Below are 15,602 nucleotides of genomic sequence, written 5' to 3'. Positions count from 1 at the left end.
GTAGTGGGTGGGTTTTAGGTGTAGGGCTTCGTCCTGCAAAACCCCTTTGATCATTTTGTGATGGAGCGGAAGCTCCATCACAAAATGATAGTTCTAGTGAGCTTCCAGCCAGTTAATCCCTGCACCTATTTCCACTTCTACAGGAACGGCCAGTGGCAGCGCATTACGCATCCCTTCCAGGATAAGAGGTTTGATAATCTCCACTTCATCTTTATGGGCATCAAATACCAACTCATCATGTACCTGTAAAATCATCTTGGAGCGAAGGTTATGCTGCTGCAATGTTTTGTGGATATTGATCATAGCCAGTTTGATCATGTCTGCAGCGGTACCCTGTATTGGCATGTTGATGGCGTTCCTTTCTGCATAACCACGTACTACCGCATTAGAAGAGTTAATGTCCTTTAACCAGCGCTTACGACCCAGCAGGGTTTCCACATAACCGTTTTGTTGTGCAAACCGGATCTGGGAGTCCATGTATTCCTTAATAGCAGGGTATTGCGCAAAGTAATTGTCGATCAGCATTTTTGCTTCACTACGGGCAATGCCCAGGTTTTCAGATAACCCGAAAGCACTTACACCGTATATAATTCCAAAGTTCACGCTCTTGGCATTGCGGCGCATTTCAGATGTCACCTCAGCGAGGTCTATCCCGTATACCTTCGCAGCTGTAGCTGTGTGGATATCCAGTTTATCATGAAACGCGGCCATCATCTGTTCATCTTTACTGATGGCAGCAATGATGCGGAGTTCTATCTGCGAATAGTCGGCAGATAATAATACATGGTCTTTATCCCGGGCAACAAAAGCCTTACGAACTTCACGCCCCCTGTCTGTACGGATGGGGATATTCTGTAAGTTGGGATTGTTGGAGCTCAGGCGACCGGTTACCGCTACTGCCTGGTTATAGGAAGTATGTACGCGGTTGGTACGGGGATTCAACATTAAAGGAAGTGCATCTACATAGGTAGATTTCAGCTTACTCAGTTCGCGGAACACCAGGATGTCTTCTACGATCTGGTGTTTATTGGAAAGCTTCTGTAAAACATCTTCCCCTGTAGCATACTGGCCGGTACGGGTTTTCTTTGCCTTAGGGTCCAGTTGCAGCTTTTCAAATAATACCTCACCTAATTGTTTGGGAGAAGCCAGGTTGAAGCGGACACCAGCCTGTGTGTATACACTCTCTTCAGCTCTCTTTATTTCAGTATCCAGTTCGCGGGAGTAATCTGATAATGCCTGTCTGTCTATGGAAATACCTTCGTATTCCATATCTGTTAAGACTTTCACCAGCGGATTCTCTATCTCGTAGAATACCTTTTCCACACTTTTAAGAGGTAATAAGGGAGCAAACTTTTCTTTCAGCTGCAGGGTGATATCTGCATCTTCCGCCGCATATTCCTTTATTTTATCCAGTTCCACATCACGCATGTTTCCCTGGTTCTTGCCTTTTTTGCCGATCAGCGTTTCTATGGATACCGGCTCGTATTGCAGGTATTGAGCGCTTAACAGGTCCATGCTGCGGCGACCTTCCGGTTCTATCAGGTAGTGAGCCAGCATGGTATCGAATACAGGGCCTTTTATTTCTACACCGTACCATTTTAGTACGATCATGTCATACTTGATATTCTGACCTACAAAGAGAATATGTGTAGCATCAAACAGGGGGCGGAATTCTTCTATAATCGCTTTAGCTGCCTGCTGGTCTGTAGGTACGGGTACGTACCAGGCTTCGCCGGCTGCGAAGGCGAAACTCATGCCCACCATTTCTACGTTATTGGCATCTGTACCGGTGGTTTCTGTATCGAAAGAGATTTCCTGCTGTGGTAGCAGTTTGGCCAGTAAGCTGGCCCTTTCTTCCGGCGTAGCCGCCAGGTGATAATTATGCGCGGTATTGTTGATGTTGAATTCTGCCGTGAGGATGCTGGGTGCTGCTTCCGATTCTTCGCGGGCAGGTTGCAGATTTGTTTCTGCCACGATGTTACCGAAGAGGTCCAGTTGTGCATTGCCGGTATCTGCGGTGTTACTGGCTGCGAAGGTTTCTCCCAGGATGCGTCTGCCCAGTGTTTTAAATTCCAGTTCAGTGAATATTTCTGCCAGTAATTCTTTGTTGGATTCTTTAATGCAGAAATTTTCTTCGTGGAAAACTACCGGTACGTCGGTGATGATAGTGGCCAGTTGTTTGGACAGGATCGCGCTTTCAGCACCAGCTTTGATCTTCTCTCCCATTTTACCGGCTATCTTATCTGCGTTTTCCAGTACGCCTTCGATAGTACCGTACTGGGCGAGCAGTTTCATGGCTGTCTTCTCTCCTACGCCGGGGATACCAGGGATATTATCTACCGCATCTCCCATTAATCCCAGGATATCTATTACCTGGTTCACGTTCTGGATCTGCCATTTGTCGCAGACTTCCTTTACGCCCATGATTTCTTCCTTGCTGCCCATGTATGGCGGCTTGTAGATAAAGACGTTGTCTCTTACCAACTGTCCGTAGTCTTTGTCCGGGGTCACCATGTATACGGTATAGCCTGCATCTGCTGCTTCCCAGGCAAGGGTACCTATTACGTCATCTGCTTCGTAACCGTCCAGTTCTATGCAGGGGATGTTAAACCCGGTAATGATCTTTTTAATATCAGGGATAGCATCTGTGAGATCTTCAGGAGCCTCTTCACGGTTTGCTTTATAATCAGTGAAGGTGGTATGCCTTTCTGTGGGAGCGCTTGTATCAAACGCAACCGCCATGTGAGTAGGCTTCTCTTTATTGAGGAGATCAACTAATGTAGAGGTGAAACCAAACTGCGCATTGGTGTTGCGGCCGGCGCTGGTAAGACGTGGGTTCCGGATCAATCCGTAATAGGCACGATAGATCAGTGCCATGGCGTCCAGTAAAAACAGTTTCTTTTCTTGCATTTGCCAAAAATAGGTATCAATTATGAAATAAATGATCTTTGTGCACAAAGAAAAAGGGATGAAGAAAATATATCATTTGTCTAGTTGTAGTACCTGTAAACGTATCCTGGAGGCGATTGATGCAAAGGGGAACGGGTTTGTTTTACAGGATATCAAAACAGAAAAGATTACCCCAAAGCAGTTGGAAGAGATGCATACGCTGAGCGGGAGTTATGAAGCGCTTTTTAGTCGCCGGTCTATGAAGTACCGGCCTATGGGTTTGCATGAAAAAGAATTAACAGAGAAAGATTATCATGATCTGATTTTACAGGAATATTCTTTTTTGAAGCGTCCGGTAGCGATAGTGGGAAAACAGATTTTTATAGGCAGTGAGAAGAAGGTGGTAGAAGGTTTGGAGAAGGCATTATAGAAGGGGACTCCTAGCGGAGTCTATTGTGTAGAGTAAAGACATTTTCTACAAACACGGGGCTCCTAGCGGAGCCTATTGTGTTTTGAGATAAAAATGAGGCTCCAATCGAAGCCTAGATTGATGGTTACAAACACTGGATTTCTAACGAAGTCTATTGTGTAGAGTAAAAGAGATTTCCTACAAACATGGGACTTCTAATGTGCCCTGATCAAATTTGGCTCCGGTAGGAGCCCCGTGTTTGTAGAAATATGAAACCCCAATAAAAGACACGCTGAATAGCGTGCTATTTATTAAGAGATTTTACAAAGTTCTGTACGATAGGTTTATACTGCTCCATATCTTCTTCATGTTCAAAAGATTTGAAGGGGAAGGAAGCAGCAGCTACCAGGGCTTCTGTAAGGTTGAATTTATCCTGGGAGATATTATAGAAATAGCCCTTTTCCATGAGGAATTTACCCAGATATTCCTGTTCGGACTGACCGGGTGTAGGAATGAGGATGGCTTTCTTGTTTAGTTTTACCAGGTCCATCAGGGTAGTATACCCGGAACGGCTCAATACCATTCCTGAAGCCAGCATGGCTTCGTTCAGTTCATTCGCGTTCAGGTGGTTTACCTGCTGAATACGCGGAGTGATCTGTTGTTTTTCCGGAGTACCGGGTTTTCCACTCACAATTAAAGCGCTGATAGGCAGCGATTTAACCTGCTCCAGCACCATTTTCTCCAGATTGGAACGCTGAGGTTCCGGGCCGGAGATCAATACCAGCAGATCATATTGTTTTTCTACACCGGTACGGTTTACAAACCGGCTGAGGCAACCCAGATAGGTAGTATTTGGTGGTAATACTTTGGGATGTGCCAGGATCCCGGAAAGGTTGTTGCTGCCCGCATAATCAGGGATCCAGCAGGCGCTATAGCGACGGATGTACTTGTAATTAAGTTGTTGCAGCAATTTTTCAAGGGGACCTCCAAACGGTGTTTTTATCAGTAACTGATGGGAAATGAACACGGCAGGGATCTCGCTATGGTATAATCCAAAGCGGTTATCAGAAATTACGGCATCTATATGGTGTTCTTTTACAACACCTTGCAGCCATTTCTGTTCGTATTTTATGCTCTTAACGATCTTAGGGATCTGTTGAATGATTTTAATACCAAAAAACCAGCCTTTCTGGGCATATTGGATGCGGTAACCAGGAAGGGGAAGGATGGTAATCTGAGGAAATTCCTGCTGCAAAAGTGCGGCATGTTTCCCTTCTGCTGCAATAACTACTTCGCAGCCAGCGTTTAGTATTTCATGGATAAGCGGAATGTCGCGGGTGGCATGTCCCAACCCCCAGTCGAGTGGGACTACCAGTATTTTTTTGCGCGTAGAAATTGTGGACAAATATTTGAAATTTTTACGAAATTAGCTTAATTTAGAAATGCGCACTGTTAAGAAAAGGTAAACTCTCAGACAGACTAGCATTATAGATTAGCAGAGAACACAACTAAGAGTATGATAACTAGAAAATGGCTGACTATCTTTTTACTATGCGGCACTTTAAGTATGATTGGTCAGGGCTGTAAGGTATTTAAAAAGAACGATTGCGGATGCCCAACCATGAATAAGAAGCGAATGCATTGATTTGTAAATGGCTTTAGAAGCAAGAATATCACATCCAGTTAATCGAATATACCGAGCCACGCTAATTATGAAAACCTTGGGAATTGAAGAACAATTTCGAAGTGGAACTGTCAAATTATTTCAGATGAAACAGGTAGAGAGGGATTTATTGATCTTACTGCATGAGGATCGGTATAGCGAACAACAAATCCAGTATGCAGTTAAACAAATAAGCGATATGCTGACTGTGGTAGAGACCATGGACTACCTATGCAATGTGATGGAAGTTGCTGATTGTAACAAAAACCGTGTTACCAGTAAACGAACAATCCTAAAGAAAGTATTTGCAAGGAGAGAACACAAGCCTTTTGAATTCATCATTCATAAGAACTAGTCAGCGCTTTAAGAGTTACGTGTAGCATACACGATCTCCACATCTTCGTTACAAAAACAATAGTCAGTTATCTCATTAGCTTACTAGACAGCGTAAGCATGTCTTTTTTTCGTAGGTTTGCCGCCAAACCAAATAACAGTTGTGATGGCAGACTTCTCGCTCCTGCATGATTATTTACTTCCCATTTCCAAAGCAACCCTGAATGACGATCAGGAATATGATGAATACCAGATAGGTGGTATCGTTGATCTGTATGAAGAAGGGCATACGCCTAATCTTGATACAGCAGACATCGTATTGCTGGGCGTCGGAGAAGATCGTGGTTATGGTCCTGGTAAAAAGGGTGTTGATGCGGCAGATATCATCCGCCGTGAATTTTACAATTTATATTACTGGCATAAAGATGTACAGGTAGCTGATCTGGGAAATCTCAGAAGAGGATCTTCCCTGAAAGATACTTATGCTGCACTGAGAACTGTTTTAGCAGAGATGATCAATGCCGGCAAAACAGTGATCATCCTGGGAGGATCTCATGATCTTACTTATGCGCAATACAAAGCATACAGCTCTCAGAAATATGTGATTGAAGCAACTGTAGCAGATGCACTGATAGACCTTAAAGAAGAATCGCCTATACCGGCAGATAGTTTTTTAATGGATATGCTGACAGAGCAGCCGAACTACATCCGTCATTATAATCATATCGGATTCCAGAGTTATTATGTACATCCGCGTATGCTGGAGACGCTGGATAAGCTTCGGTTCGACTGCTATCGCCTGGGTAAGGTGCGTGAAAGCCTGGAAGAGATTGAACCAGTGCTGCGTAATACAGATCTGTTCAGCCTTGATATCAACATTATCAAACATAATGATGCTCCTGCCAATATCCTTTCTCCGAATGGCCTTGGTGGAGATGAAGCCTGTGCCCTCTCCCGTTATGCCGGTATGAGCAGCCGCCTGAGTACTTATGGTATTTACGGCTATCGCCCGGAAAGAGACAGGGATAACCTTACTGCCAGACAGATATCCCAGATGTTATGGTACTTCATGGATGGATACGCGGTGAAGAATAAAGAAGCGTTGCTGGAAAACCGGGATGCTTTCTGGGAGTTCAGTATCGTGAGTGAAGATATTAATACGGTGTTCCTGAAGAGTAAGAAAACACATCGTTGGTGGATGCAATTACCGGGGAAAGAATTTGTGCCCTGCTCTTATACGGATTATGTAATGGCCAGTAATAATGAAATGCCTGAAAGGTGGCTGAGACACCAGGAAAGATTATAAATAAAAACGCGGAATACCTGTAAAGGATTCCGCGTTTTACATTATGGCAAGTTCTTATGAATGAATACTCGTTAATAATTCTATCACCCTGTTTTTCAGGTATTCTGCTTTGTTATCTGTTACAATCATATCGTCATTAAGACCAGGTAATGTTAACGGTCTTTTCTTCTCTGCACGAATTTCTATATTCTTAAAATAAGCCTCTTTTTTCTCTATCCATAACTGCTGTGATACCTGTAAAGATTCCCGGCGATGATTATCCAGCTTTGTGTATAGCTGACGGTATACAGTGTTCAACAGGCTATCCATTTCTGTGTAATACAGTAAGGCGCAGTTATACACGTTGTTCCCTTCACTAAGGCAATGCTGATAACGTAATTCGAGAGAGTCTACAGTGGTTTTACTGGCTTGAGAGAAAACATTCAGGCATATGCACAATGGCAGGCATAGTAATAATAACTTCATAGGATGGCAAATATTAGGATCGCAAATATAGTCAAATAACACAATATCATAAATTGACTATATATGTGAAAATGCCAGTCAGAAGCTCCCGAAGGGCTGCAGACTGGCATTTTAGCGTATCCTTTTAATTATATTACTATCAGATTATTTTGTCACTTGATAACTATATCACTACCAGCTCGTAGAAGTCTTCCGGTGTAAAGTATTGCTGTGCAAGTTGTTGCAGTTCTCCAGCCGTAATCGTCTTAATGGTACGGATATTATTGTAGAAATAGTTTTCGTCCAGATCATTGAGGATCAGATTTTTCCAGCGTTGAATGATCTGGAAAGCACCATCCAGGTCGCCCAGGATAGAGCCTATCATAAAGTTCCTTACCAGGTGCAGTTCCTCTTCAGGTACTTCTTCCTGCTGTAAGGTGTGCAGTTCCTTATAGATCTCTTTGATAGTCGCCTCACAAACATCGCGTCCTGCCTCTGTGTGGATGTTAATCGCACTGGTCTGACGGAAATTATAGATCTGTGAAGAGATGCCATAGGTGTATCCTTTTTCTTCCCTGATATTGCTCATCAGGCGGGAGCCAAAGTAACCACCAAATATAGTATTCAGTACCAGCATCTTAGAGAAATCCGGATGATAACGGTTAGGGAAATGACGTGCTACACGCACCGCACCCTGTACGCCGTTTTCATCATTAAAAATGCGGAACTTCTTTTCTTCGGCCGGTAAGATTGGCAGCGGCGCCCTTACAATAGTGCTTTCTCCATTCCATTTGGTAGTACCAAAGTATTGGTTGAGAAGCGCAATCATGTTTGCGGGCAGGTTTCCTGCTACAAATATTTTGCAGTTATTGTAAGTATAATGCCGCTTGTAGAAGGCGTGTAATGTTTGCGTCTGCAAAGCATCATATGCTTCCATGTTACTCACTCTGCCATAAGGATGAAACTCGCCGAACAGGTATTTATCAATATGTCTGTTCGCTACGAAATCACATTTCTGCAGGTTTACAGCCAGGCGTTGCTTCATGTTCTGCTGGAAAGTAGCCAGTTCCTCTTCAGAAAAGATGGGGTCCAGGATCACTTCCTGCAGCACTGGTAACAGCTGCGTAAGGTGTTTGGTGAGGCAATGAAGGGTATATGTTGCAGTCTCATGGTGGCTGTTACGGTTCAGGTAAGCACCATGATAATCAATACTTTCGTTTATTTCCAGGGCAGAACGTTTACTGCTTCCGTTCTTCATGAGGAAATTGGCAGCAGAAGCTACCAGGTTCTCCGTTTCGAACCAGCTACCGCCGGGAAAAACCATTTCAAGCTGTAGTGTATCCTGTTCATCGGACTTCACTACGTAAACAGGAATACCGTTATCCAGGGTGAATTTCTCACAAGGTTTCAGCGTAATGTCGAAATCTACGGCATCCTTTATCTGAGGGGCAATTTTCCGATTTATCATTAATCTATTTGAATAGTTATTTACCCGGATTATTTATCCGCGTAATAGTAAATAGTATTGGAATTTTTCTCGTCGAACAGTTGTTGAGCTTCCCTGTGCAGGTCTTCTGTAGTGATAGCTTCATAGTTGCTAAACTCTTTATTCATGAGTTCTGCATCACCCATCAGTTCATAAAATGCAAGGTTATTGGCGCGGTTCAACAGTTCCATATCTTCAAAGGCCAGCATGCTTTCCACGCGGTTCTTCACCTTCTGGAGTTCTCTTTCCGGAATAATTTCCTGTTGTATTTTATCGATCTCTATCTGAACAGCTTTTTCTGCATCCTTCATTTTTACACCTTTCACCAGTTTGCCTTCTATGGTCAGCAGGCCGGCGTCCAGGGTGCCGAAGTGATAACAATCGATGTTGCTGAATAGTTTCTTCTCTTTTACCAGCACCTGGTTGAGGCGGGAAGAAGCGCCACCACCCAGTATGTCTGAGATGAGATCTACTGCATAGTATTGTTTTTCCACACGGCCGGGCATGTGGTAACATTTATACAGCGCATCCAGTGGTACACTGGCTTTTACTTCCAGTTTATGAGCAGCCGTCTGTTTGGGCTCTACGGGCAATTTGCGTGGGAGCTTTTCTCCGGAAGGAATATCCCCGAACCATTTTTCTGCCAGTGTTTTTACCTGTTCCGGTGTTACAGGCCCTCCTACTACGAGGATAGCATTTACCGGGCGGTAATATTTGAAGAAAAATGCTTTCACATCTTCTAGTTTGGCATCTTCAATATGCGACAGATCTTTACCGATAGTCATCCATTTGTAGGGATGGGTAGAGTAGGCCAGGTCGCGCATTTTGTGCCATACATCACCATAGGGCTTGTTGATGTAATGTTCCTTGAACTCTTCACTTACCACTTTACGTTGTACGTCCAGGCTTTTTTCATCAAAAGCAAGCGACAGCATACGGTCGCTTTCCAGCCAGAAGGCCGTTTCAATATTTTCTGCCGGAAGAGTTATGTAATAGTTGGTAAGATCGCTGGTCGTAAAGGCATTGTTTTCGCCACCTGCCATCTGCAGCGGCTCATCGTAGTCCGGGATGTTTACAGAACCACCAAACATCAGGTGTTCGAACAAATGCGCAAAGCCGGTCTTGTTTGGGTCTTCATCTCTTGCACCCACATCATACATCACGTTTACCACAGCCATAGGAGTGGTGTGATCTTCATGCACAATTACGCGAAGGCCGTTTGCCAGGGTGAATTTATTGTAATGGATCATATTCCTCTTTTCCTGTTTATGAGAATTGCAAGTTATTAAAACTAAGGGAGAATGGGCGAAAAGGAAATAGGAGGATAATTATGAGACTATTATTTTTCGAGGAAGATCTCTTTTTCGTTGTAATTGATGGTGATGGTACGGAACTGTTTCCATACAAAATACCCAATGGAACCGGCCACTTCGGACATGGAACCGGCATCGTTCACATCCGGGGAATAGCTTGCCGGTACCTGTTCTACACGGTATGCACCCATTGCCAGGAAAGGAATAGTGACATTTGTATAGGTGAGTACTTTGAAGAGGTCCTGTACCTTATCCGTATTCAAAACAGGTAATGTGGTATTGAGATGATATTTCTCTACGTAGGGATAGTTGAACAGGATACCGTATTCTCCACCGGAAATAAAGTGGAAGCGGCTACCCAGCGTACTGCCATCCGGGAGCGAAATCATGGCTTCTATGGCCGGGGTTTTGAAATTAAGGGCCATGGGCATGCGTTTACCTTTTACTTCAGCCGGTGTTTTGCCGGCACGGTATAAAAGTAACTGCTGATGTTCGTAATCGATGGTTACCACGAAAGTCTTTAACATGTCTACTCCCAGGATGCCGTCTATGGGAACGGGACTATCACGGAACTGTGTCAGTTTTTCCAGGTATACTTTTACAAAAGGGATCCTGGTTTTGGAGAGGTATAATAAGCTGATAGTAGCAGTAGGGACGTTTATCACTATATCATCGGTGCCACTCATGCCCGATATTTCTGTACTTTCCAGTTTCAGTGTTTTGGCTGTTTCCTGGTTAAGGGTAGTGATTTCCGCACCGGTATCAAAAATAAAATGAAGTGTATCTATAGAAGTGGTAACGGTTGCCGGAATGATTAAATACCTGTCGTATATACGAAATGGGAGTGTTGCCACCACTTTTGAGTTGGTGCCATCCTGGGCAGATACGAGTGCCGGCAGGCAGATTAGTATAAAAGCAAGGTATTTTTTCACATTACAGATCAAACGAAAGAAAGTGCAATGTATTATTTCACCCGGCTATAATATGCTTTTAATCTGTATTTTTTTTAGGAGCAGTTCTTTATCGCGCATTAACAATATAGTAGGCCGGGTGCCAACGTTTTTAAGCAGATCGCGGTAAAGCTGCAGGTTGGAACTGATATTATTGTTGATAGCGATGATCTTATCCCCTTTTCTGAACCCCGCCTTTTCTGCCGGAGAGCCTTTGATGATATCGGTAATCTCAACCTGTCCATCTATCAGATAAATAATCAATCCGGTATAGGAATAATCAAATGGATCCCGGTAATGAGTGTTGGGGACCATGTAAATTTCCTTTTTCTCGTAATTGATGAACAGGTTAAAACGGCGCAGGAGATCATTTCCTACCATTCCACCCAGGAAAGGGTAAGCAGTGATATTGCTTACATCATCGAAAAGGTAAACGGGAACATTACGGAAGGAGAAAGTGCCCAGTTTGAATTCCTGTATGGTAGTGATATCCATGGTCATCTTCCCTCCCAGTCCCTGGGCTTCTGTCTGGATTACTTTCCGCTGCTTTTTGCGGGAAGACAATATGGTGCTGTCCTGTACAAACTGTTTGGAGAGCAGCAGGCACATGCCGGCACCGGTATCAAAATAATAACGGGTATTCCGCTGGGCTTTGCCGTTGCGGAGTTCTGCGCTGACAATAGGAATTAAAGTAAGGGAAGGATGCATCAGCAGTCCGCCTTTTGGATAGTTGAAGTTGCCTTTGGTATAGATTGCGATGGTTTCGGTATCGTAGTCTATCTGTACAGTGTAACGGCTCAGGATACTGTAACCCATGATGCCATCTACCTGAAGGCCATATACCTGGCTAATCAGTTCGTAGTCGTTGATGTGGAAATTGAGGCTGTCTACTTCCAGTCCGGGCATCTGCAGGGTATGATTCATGGCAAAGGCCACTTTCTTGGAGCCGCCGACGCCCCGAACGATCTTATCTGTGGGGATGAGCGGAATGCCCAGGCGTAAACAGGTATTGGTGTCCAGGGATATGCCGGCGCTGCCGGTATCCAGAATAAACTGGAGGGTATCAGGATATCCTTTTAACTGAGCCTGAATAACCACTACTCCACCGTAATACTGATGAAATGCGAAGCGTGAAATTAACACACCTTCGGTAGTGGCTGCTTTGGAACGTGAAGATTGTGCAGTTGCTACGTGGAATGAGGCGATGGCCAATAAGAATAACCAACAGTGCTTTAACAGTGTTGCTTTTTGCATACGTATAAATAGGTCAATCTAAAATTAACATTAAAAATGCAGGGTATTGTGGATTTTGTTTTTTCCTACCTTTGTTTATCATGGAACTGAAAGAACTATATAGCAAAGCACTGAACTTTGAGTGGCTATCACCGGAAGAAGGGATATATCTGTTTGAAAAAGCTCCACTTACAGAGCTGATGCATATTGCAGATGAGTTGCGCAAGCAGCAGGTGCCACATGGAAAAGTTACCTGGCAGATAGACCGTAACGTGAATACCACGAACGTCTGCACCGCCAATTGTAAATTCTGCAACTTCTACCGTATCCCGGGGCATGCAGATGCATACATTACCACCATAGACGAATACAAGCGGAAAATAGAAGAGACGCTGAAGTTCGGTGGAGACCAGCTGTTATTGCAGGGTGGTCATCATCCGGACCTGGGTCTTAAATTTTATGTGGACACCTTCAGGACGCTGAAGGAGCTATACCCCACCCTTAAACTGCATACGCTCGGGCCCCCGGAAGTAGCGCATATCACCAAACTGGAAAAGAGTACCCATATTGAAGTGCTGCAAGCGCTGAAGGATGCCGGTATGAACAGCTTACCAGGTGCCGGTGCGGAAATACTGAACGACCGTGTACGCAGGCTGATCTCCAAAGGTAAATGTGGTGCACAGGAATGGCTGGATGTAATGAGGGCGGCACATAAGCTGAATATCGCGTCTTCTGCCACCATGATGTTTGGTCACGTAGAAACCCTGATGGAGCGTTTTGAACACTTTGCAGCTATCCGCCAGGTGCAGAGCGAGAAACCGGAAGGACATTACGGGTTCACTGCCTTTATCCCCTGGACCTTCCAGGACGTGGATACATTGCTGTCCCGTATCCGTGGTGTACATAACATGACTACTTCAGAAGAATATATCCGCATGATCGCTATGAGCCGGATCATGCTGCCTAATATCAAGAATATCCAGGCATCCTGGTTAACAGTAGGTAAACAGGTAGCACAGATCTGTCTTCGTGCAGGTGCGAATGACTTCGGATCTATCATGATCGAGGAAAATGTGGTAAGTGCGGCGGGTGCTCCTCACCGTTTCACCTATCGTTCTATGCAGGAAGCTATCAGAGAGGCTGGTTTTGAACCACAGTTGCGCACGCAGCTGTACGAATTCCGTGAGATTCCGGCAGGCATACAGGAACAGGTAATTAACTATTGATATAGTAACTTTTTTAACGGGCTGCGACACAACGTTGCAGCCCGTTTTTTATTGTATACCATTGATCCTCAAAGAAATGTTAATTCCTTCTGATCTCATGTAACTCTTCGCAATTTTCTACGTCTAACAAATAGTTAAACGGAGGGTATATGAAAAAGTCAGGGTTATTTATAATGGCAATCTGTCTGCTATCAATGGCTGCGTGTAAAAGTACCAGGCTCACTTCATCCTGGAAAACACCGGACGCCAAATTACAGCCGGATAAAAAGATTATGGTGGTTGCGCTGGTGCCTAAACAGGAGCGTAAACTGCGTATTTTAATGGAAGACAATCTCGTATCCGAACTAAAGAAAGAGGGGTATAATGCAGTATCTGCATTTGCCACTTATGGTCCGGATAATGCGATGAACGGGAAAGATGACGAAAAGGCCGCACTGCAGAAATACCGGAACAGTGATGTTGCGCAGGTAATGACAGTAGCGATGGTGGACAAATCACGGCAGAGAAGTTATGTGCCGAATTATGGGTATCCTTATTATGGAATGCCTTATTACAGGGGATGGTATGGTGGAATGTATGGTCCGGGTTACTACCAGGTAAATATAAGATACCAGTGGGAAGCCAATTTGTACGATCTGAATGAAAAGAAGCTGCTGTACAATGCGGAGAGCGATTCCGTTGATCCGCCAACAGCTTACAGACAGGCTTACCTGTATGCCCGTCAGATCGTGAAGGACCTGCAGAAGCAACAGCTGATCGCAAAGAGTTAGTATTTTGTTATTTTTGAGGTTTGATGTTTGCTGAAGGGCGGCATCAAACCTTTTCTTATGCTGGATTTACCCGTTAATGACTCGATTACCCTCAGGCAGTTACAACCTGAAGATGCGCCTGTACTCTACGCGCTGATTGATCTGTCCCGCAAAACGTTGCGTCGCTATCTGCCATGGGTAGATTATAATACCAATGAGGAACATTCTCTTCGCTTTATAGAAATGATGCTGCGTAAGGCAGAAGACCAGGATGCCATTGCCATGGGGATGTGGTATGAAGGGCAGTTATGTGGGGTGATAGACCTGCATAGCTGGGACCATATGTTACAGAAAGTAGAAGTGGGTTACTGGATAGCGGAAAAGTACCAGGGGAAAGGGATTGCGGTGGCCTGTTGCCGGGAGCTGATCAACTTTGCCTTTGAATCATTAAAACTGAATAAGGTAGAGATTCATTTTGCTTTGCAGAATGAACGCAGCTCCAGGATCCCTATCAAACTGGGGTTTGCGAAGGAAGGCGTTTTACGCCACCATGCCAAATTGCACGGGCAATATGTTGACATGGTGGTAATGGGAGTGTTAAGGGAGGATTGGAAATATTAAATATCACAGATTTCAACGCCTTGTTTCAGAGAAGCCAGTTTATCTGCACGTTTAGGTACAAACTCCTGCGCCACAAAGCCTTTGAAGCCGGTTTCATGAATGGCTTTCATAATAGCCGGGTAATATAATTCCTGTGTTTCGTCTATTTCATTACGGCCAGGTACGCCACCAGTGTGGTAGTGAGCGAAATACTGGTGATTGTTACGGATGGTATGGATTACATCTCCTTCCATAATCTGCATATGGTAAATATCGTACAGCAGCTTAAATCTGTCAGAGCCGATCGCTTTGCATAAATCTACTCCCCAGGAAGTATGATCACATTGATAATCAGGGTGATTCACCTTACTGTTCAGCAGTTCCATTACAATGGTCACATTTTTCTTCTCAGCATAATCCATGATGCGTTTTAAGCCTCTGGCGCTGTTTTTCAGTCCCAGTTCATCATCCAGGCCTTCGCGGTTACCGGAAAAACAGATGAGGTGCGGGAATCCGGCTTTGGAGGTTTCATCTATCAGGTACTGGTAATAGGTTACCAGCTGATCATGATGCTCTACGCGGTTCCAGCCTTTGGTAATACCCCAGTCTTTGTTGATGGACGCTACCATGGCGCAGGTGAGGTCATACTTTTTGGCGGTGGCAAAGTCTTTGGGATCGAGAAGATCTATAGACTGAAGGCCTATACGGTTGGCTGCTTTGCAGAGATCTTCCAGGGGAATATCATTGTAGCACCAGGCACAGACAGAGTGGTTGATCTGTCCTTTCAGCTTTTCTTCTACGGCTGTTTCGTGGGCCATAACGCGGTTAGTAAGAGAGGCCAGTGATGTGGATGCAAATGCCATAGCAGCGGCTTTCTTAATCATATCGCGGCGGGAATTTTCGTTAGACATGTTAATTGGTTTAATACTCTATACGTGAAACTACGCATTTTAATTTTGCGTACATCTGCCTTCTTAAATACTTCGTAACTTTATTATGGA

14 protein-coding genes are annotated in these 15,602 nt (G+C 44.4%); 6 read left to right on the top strand and 8 right to left on the bottom strand.

Going from position 1 to position 15,602, the window contains the following annotated elements; translation table 11 throughout:
• Positions 1–93: 93 nt before the first annotated feature.
• Complete coding sequence (polA, locus tag BMW86_RS10440; RefSeq protein WP_089781552.1) at positions 94–2,910, bottom strand: DNA polymerase I; 2,817 nt, start codon at positions 2,908–2,910, stop codon at positions 94–96.
• 58 nt (positions 2,911–2,968) lie between these two features.
• Between polA and BMW86_RS10435 the strand changes: the two genes are divergently transcribed.
• Positions 2,969–3,319: an arsenate reductase family protein gene (locus tag BMW86_RS10435; RefSeq protein WP_089783633.1), complete on the top strand. Its 351-nt coding sequence runs from the start codon at positions 2,969–2,971 to the stop codon at positions 3,317–3,319.
• A gap of 283 nt (positions 3,320–3,602) precedes the next feature.
• Here the strand turns inward: BMW86_RS10435 and BMW86_RS10430 are convergent, their stop codons facing one another.
• Positions 3,603–4,703 carry a glycosyltransferase gene (locus BMW86_RS10430; protein ID WP_089781550.1) on the bottom strand — a complete coding sequence of 367 codons (1,101 nt, stop codon included), beginning with the start codon at positions 4,701–4,703 and terminating at the stop codon, positions 3,603–3,605.
• Between the two features lie 364 nt (positions 4,704–5,067).
• Between BMW86_RS10430 and BMW86_RS10425 the strand changes: the two genes are divergently transcribed.
• Positions 5,068–5,316 (top strand): hypothetical protein, encoded by a 249-nt coding sequence (locus BMW86_RS10425; RefSeq protein WP_143056544.1) that lies wholly within the window; start codon positions 5,068–5,070, stop codon positions 5,314–5,316.
• A gap of 144 nt (positions 5,317–5,460) precedes the next feature.
• Complete coding sequence (locus BMW86_RS10420) at positions 5,461–6,600, top strand: formimidoylglutamase (RefSeq protein ID WP_089781547.1); 1,140 nt, start codon at positions 5,461–5,463, stop codon at positions 6,598–6,600.
• Positions 6,601–6,654: 54 nt separating this feature from the next.
• Here BMW86_RS10420 and BMW86_RS10415 read toward each other — a convergent pair whose 3' ends face one another.
• The 5 genes from BMW86_RS10415 to BMW86_RS10395 form a co-directional block, all read right to left on the bottom strand.
• Positions 6,655–7,065, bottom strand: coding sequence for a lysozyme inhibitor LprI family protein (locus tag BMW86_RS10415; protein ID WP_089781545.1), 411 nt, complete (start codon positions 7,063–7,065; stop codon positions 6,655–6,657).
• Between the two features lie 163 nt (positions 7,066–7,228).
• The gene (locus BMW86_RS10410) at positions 7,229–8,512 is read right to left on the bottom strand and encodes a M16 family metallopeptidase (protein ID WP_089781544.1); all 1,284 of its coding nucleotides are present in this window, start codon (positions 8,510–8,512) and stop codon (positions 7,229–7,231) included.
• 29 nt (positions 8,513–8,541) lie between these two features.
• Positions 8,542–9,780 carry a M16 family metallopeptidase gene (locus BMW86_RS10405; protein WP_089781543.1) on the bottom strand — a complete coding sequence of 413 codons (1,239 nt, stop codon included), beginning with the start codon at positions 9,778–9,780 and terminating at the stop codon, positions 8,542–8,544.
• A gap of 89 nt (positions 9,781–9,869) precedes the next feature.
• Positions 9,870–10,775: an aspartyl protease family protein gene (locus tag BMW86_RS10400; protein WP_177189213.1), complete on the bottom strand. Its 906-nt coding sequence runs from the start codon at positions 10,773–10,775 to the stop codon at positions 9,870–9,872.
• A gap of 45 nt (positions 10,776–10,820) precedes the next feature.
• Positions 10,821–12,047 (bottom strand): aspartyl protease family protein, encoded by a 1,227-nt coding sequence (locus tag BMW86_RS10395; RefSeq protein ID WP_255372897.1) that lies wholly within the window; start codon positions 12,045–12,047, stop codon positions 10,821–10,823.
• A gap of 80 nt (positions 12,048–12,127) precedes the next feature.
• On the opposite strand from BMW86_RS10395, the gene mqnC reads away from it, so the two are divergent.
• From mqnC to BMW86_RS10380, 3 genes are all read left to right on the top strand, one after another.
• Complete coding sequence (mqnC, locus tag BMW86_RS10390; protein ID WP_089783631.1) at positions 12,128–13,252, top strand: cyclic dehypoxanthinyl futalosine synthase; 1,125 nt, start codon at positions 12,128–12,130, stop codon at positions 13,250–13,252.
• A gap of 149 nt (positions 13,253–13,401) precedes the next feature.
• The gene (locus BMW86_RS10385) at positions 13,402–14,022 is read left to right on the top strand and encodes a hypothetical protein (RefSeq protein WP_089781541.1); all 621 of its coding nucleotides are present in this window, start codon (positions 13,402–13,404) and stop codon (positions 14,020–14,022) included.
• A 57-nt stretch (positions 14,023–14,079) separates the two neighbouring features.
• Positions 14,080–14,622, top strand: a complete 543-nt coding sequence (locus BMW86_RS10380) for a GNAT family N-acetyltransferase (RefSeq protein WP_089781539.1) — start codon at positions 14,080–14,082, stop codon at positions 14,620–14,622.
• Here BMW86_RS10380 and BMW86_RS10375 read toward each other — a convergent pair.
• Entirely contained in the window at positions 14,619–15,512 is an 894-nt protein-coding gene (locus BMW86_RS10375; RefSeq protein WP_089781536.1) for a hydroxypyruvate isomerase family protein, read from the bottom strand. The genes BMW86_RS10380 and BMW86_RS10375 overlap by 4 nt on opposite strands.
• Positions 15,513–15,602: the final 90 nt, after the last annotated feature.

It is taken from the genome of Chitinophaga sp. YR573 (assembly GCF_900110995.1).
In the GTDB taxonomy this organism is placed as follows: domain Bacteria; phylum Bacteroidota; class Bacteroidia; order Chitinophagales; family Chitinophagaceae; genus Chitinophaga.
The sequence above is the reverse complement of the archived record's forward strand: the minus strand, read 5'-3'. Positions and strand labels throughout refer to the sequence as shown.

Coding starts and splice junctions, on each gene's coding strand:
- polA (WP_089781552.1), bottom strand. CDS start 2,910: ATGCAAGAAAAGAAACTGTTTTTACTGGACGCCATGGCACTGATCTAT.
- BMW86_RS10435 (WP_089783633.1), top strand. CDS start 2,969: ATGAAGAAAATATATCATTTGTCTAGTTGTAGTACCTGTAAACGTATC.
- BMW86_RS10425 (WP_143056544.1), top strand. CDS start 5,068: ATGAAACAGGTAGAGAGGGATTTATTGATCTTACTGCATGAGGATCGG.
- BMW86_RS10420 (WP_089781547.1), top strand. CDS start 5,461: ATGGCAGACTTCTCGCTCCTGCATGATTATTTACTTCCCATTTCCAAA.
- BMW86_RS10415 (WP_089781545.1), bottom strand. CDS start 7,065: ATGAAGTTATTATTACTATGCCTGCCATTGTGCATATGCCTGAATGTT.
- BMW86_RS10410 (WP_089781544.1), bottom strand. CDS start 8,512: ATGATAAATCGGAAAATTGCCCCTCAGATAAAGGATGCCGTAGATTTC.
- BMW86_RS10405 (WP_089781543.1), bottom strand. CDS start 9,780: ATGATCCATTACAATAAATTCACCCTGGCAAACGGCCTTCGCGTAATT.
- BMW86_RS10395 (WP_255372897.1), bottom strand. CDS start 12,047: ATGCAAAAAGCAACACTGTTAAAGCACTGTTGGTTATTCTTATTGGCC.
- mqnC (WP_089783631.1), top strand. CDS start 12,128: ATGGAACTGAAAGAACTATATAGCAAAGCACTGAACTTTGAGTGGCTA.
- BMW86_RS10385 (WP_089781541.1), top strand. CDS start 13,402: ATGAAAAAGTCAGGGTTATTTATAATGGCAATCTGTCTGCTATCAATG.
- BMW86_RS10380 (WP_089781539.1), top strand. CDS start 14,080: ATGCTGGATTTACCCGTTAATGACTCGATTACCCTCAGGCAGTTACAA.
- BMW86_RS10375 (WP_089781536.1), bottom strand. CDS start 15,512: ATGTCTAACGAAAATTCCCGCCGCGATATGATTAAGAAAGCCGCTGCT.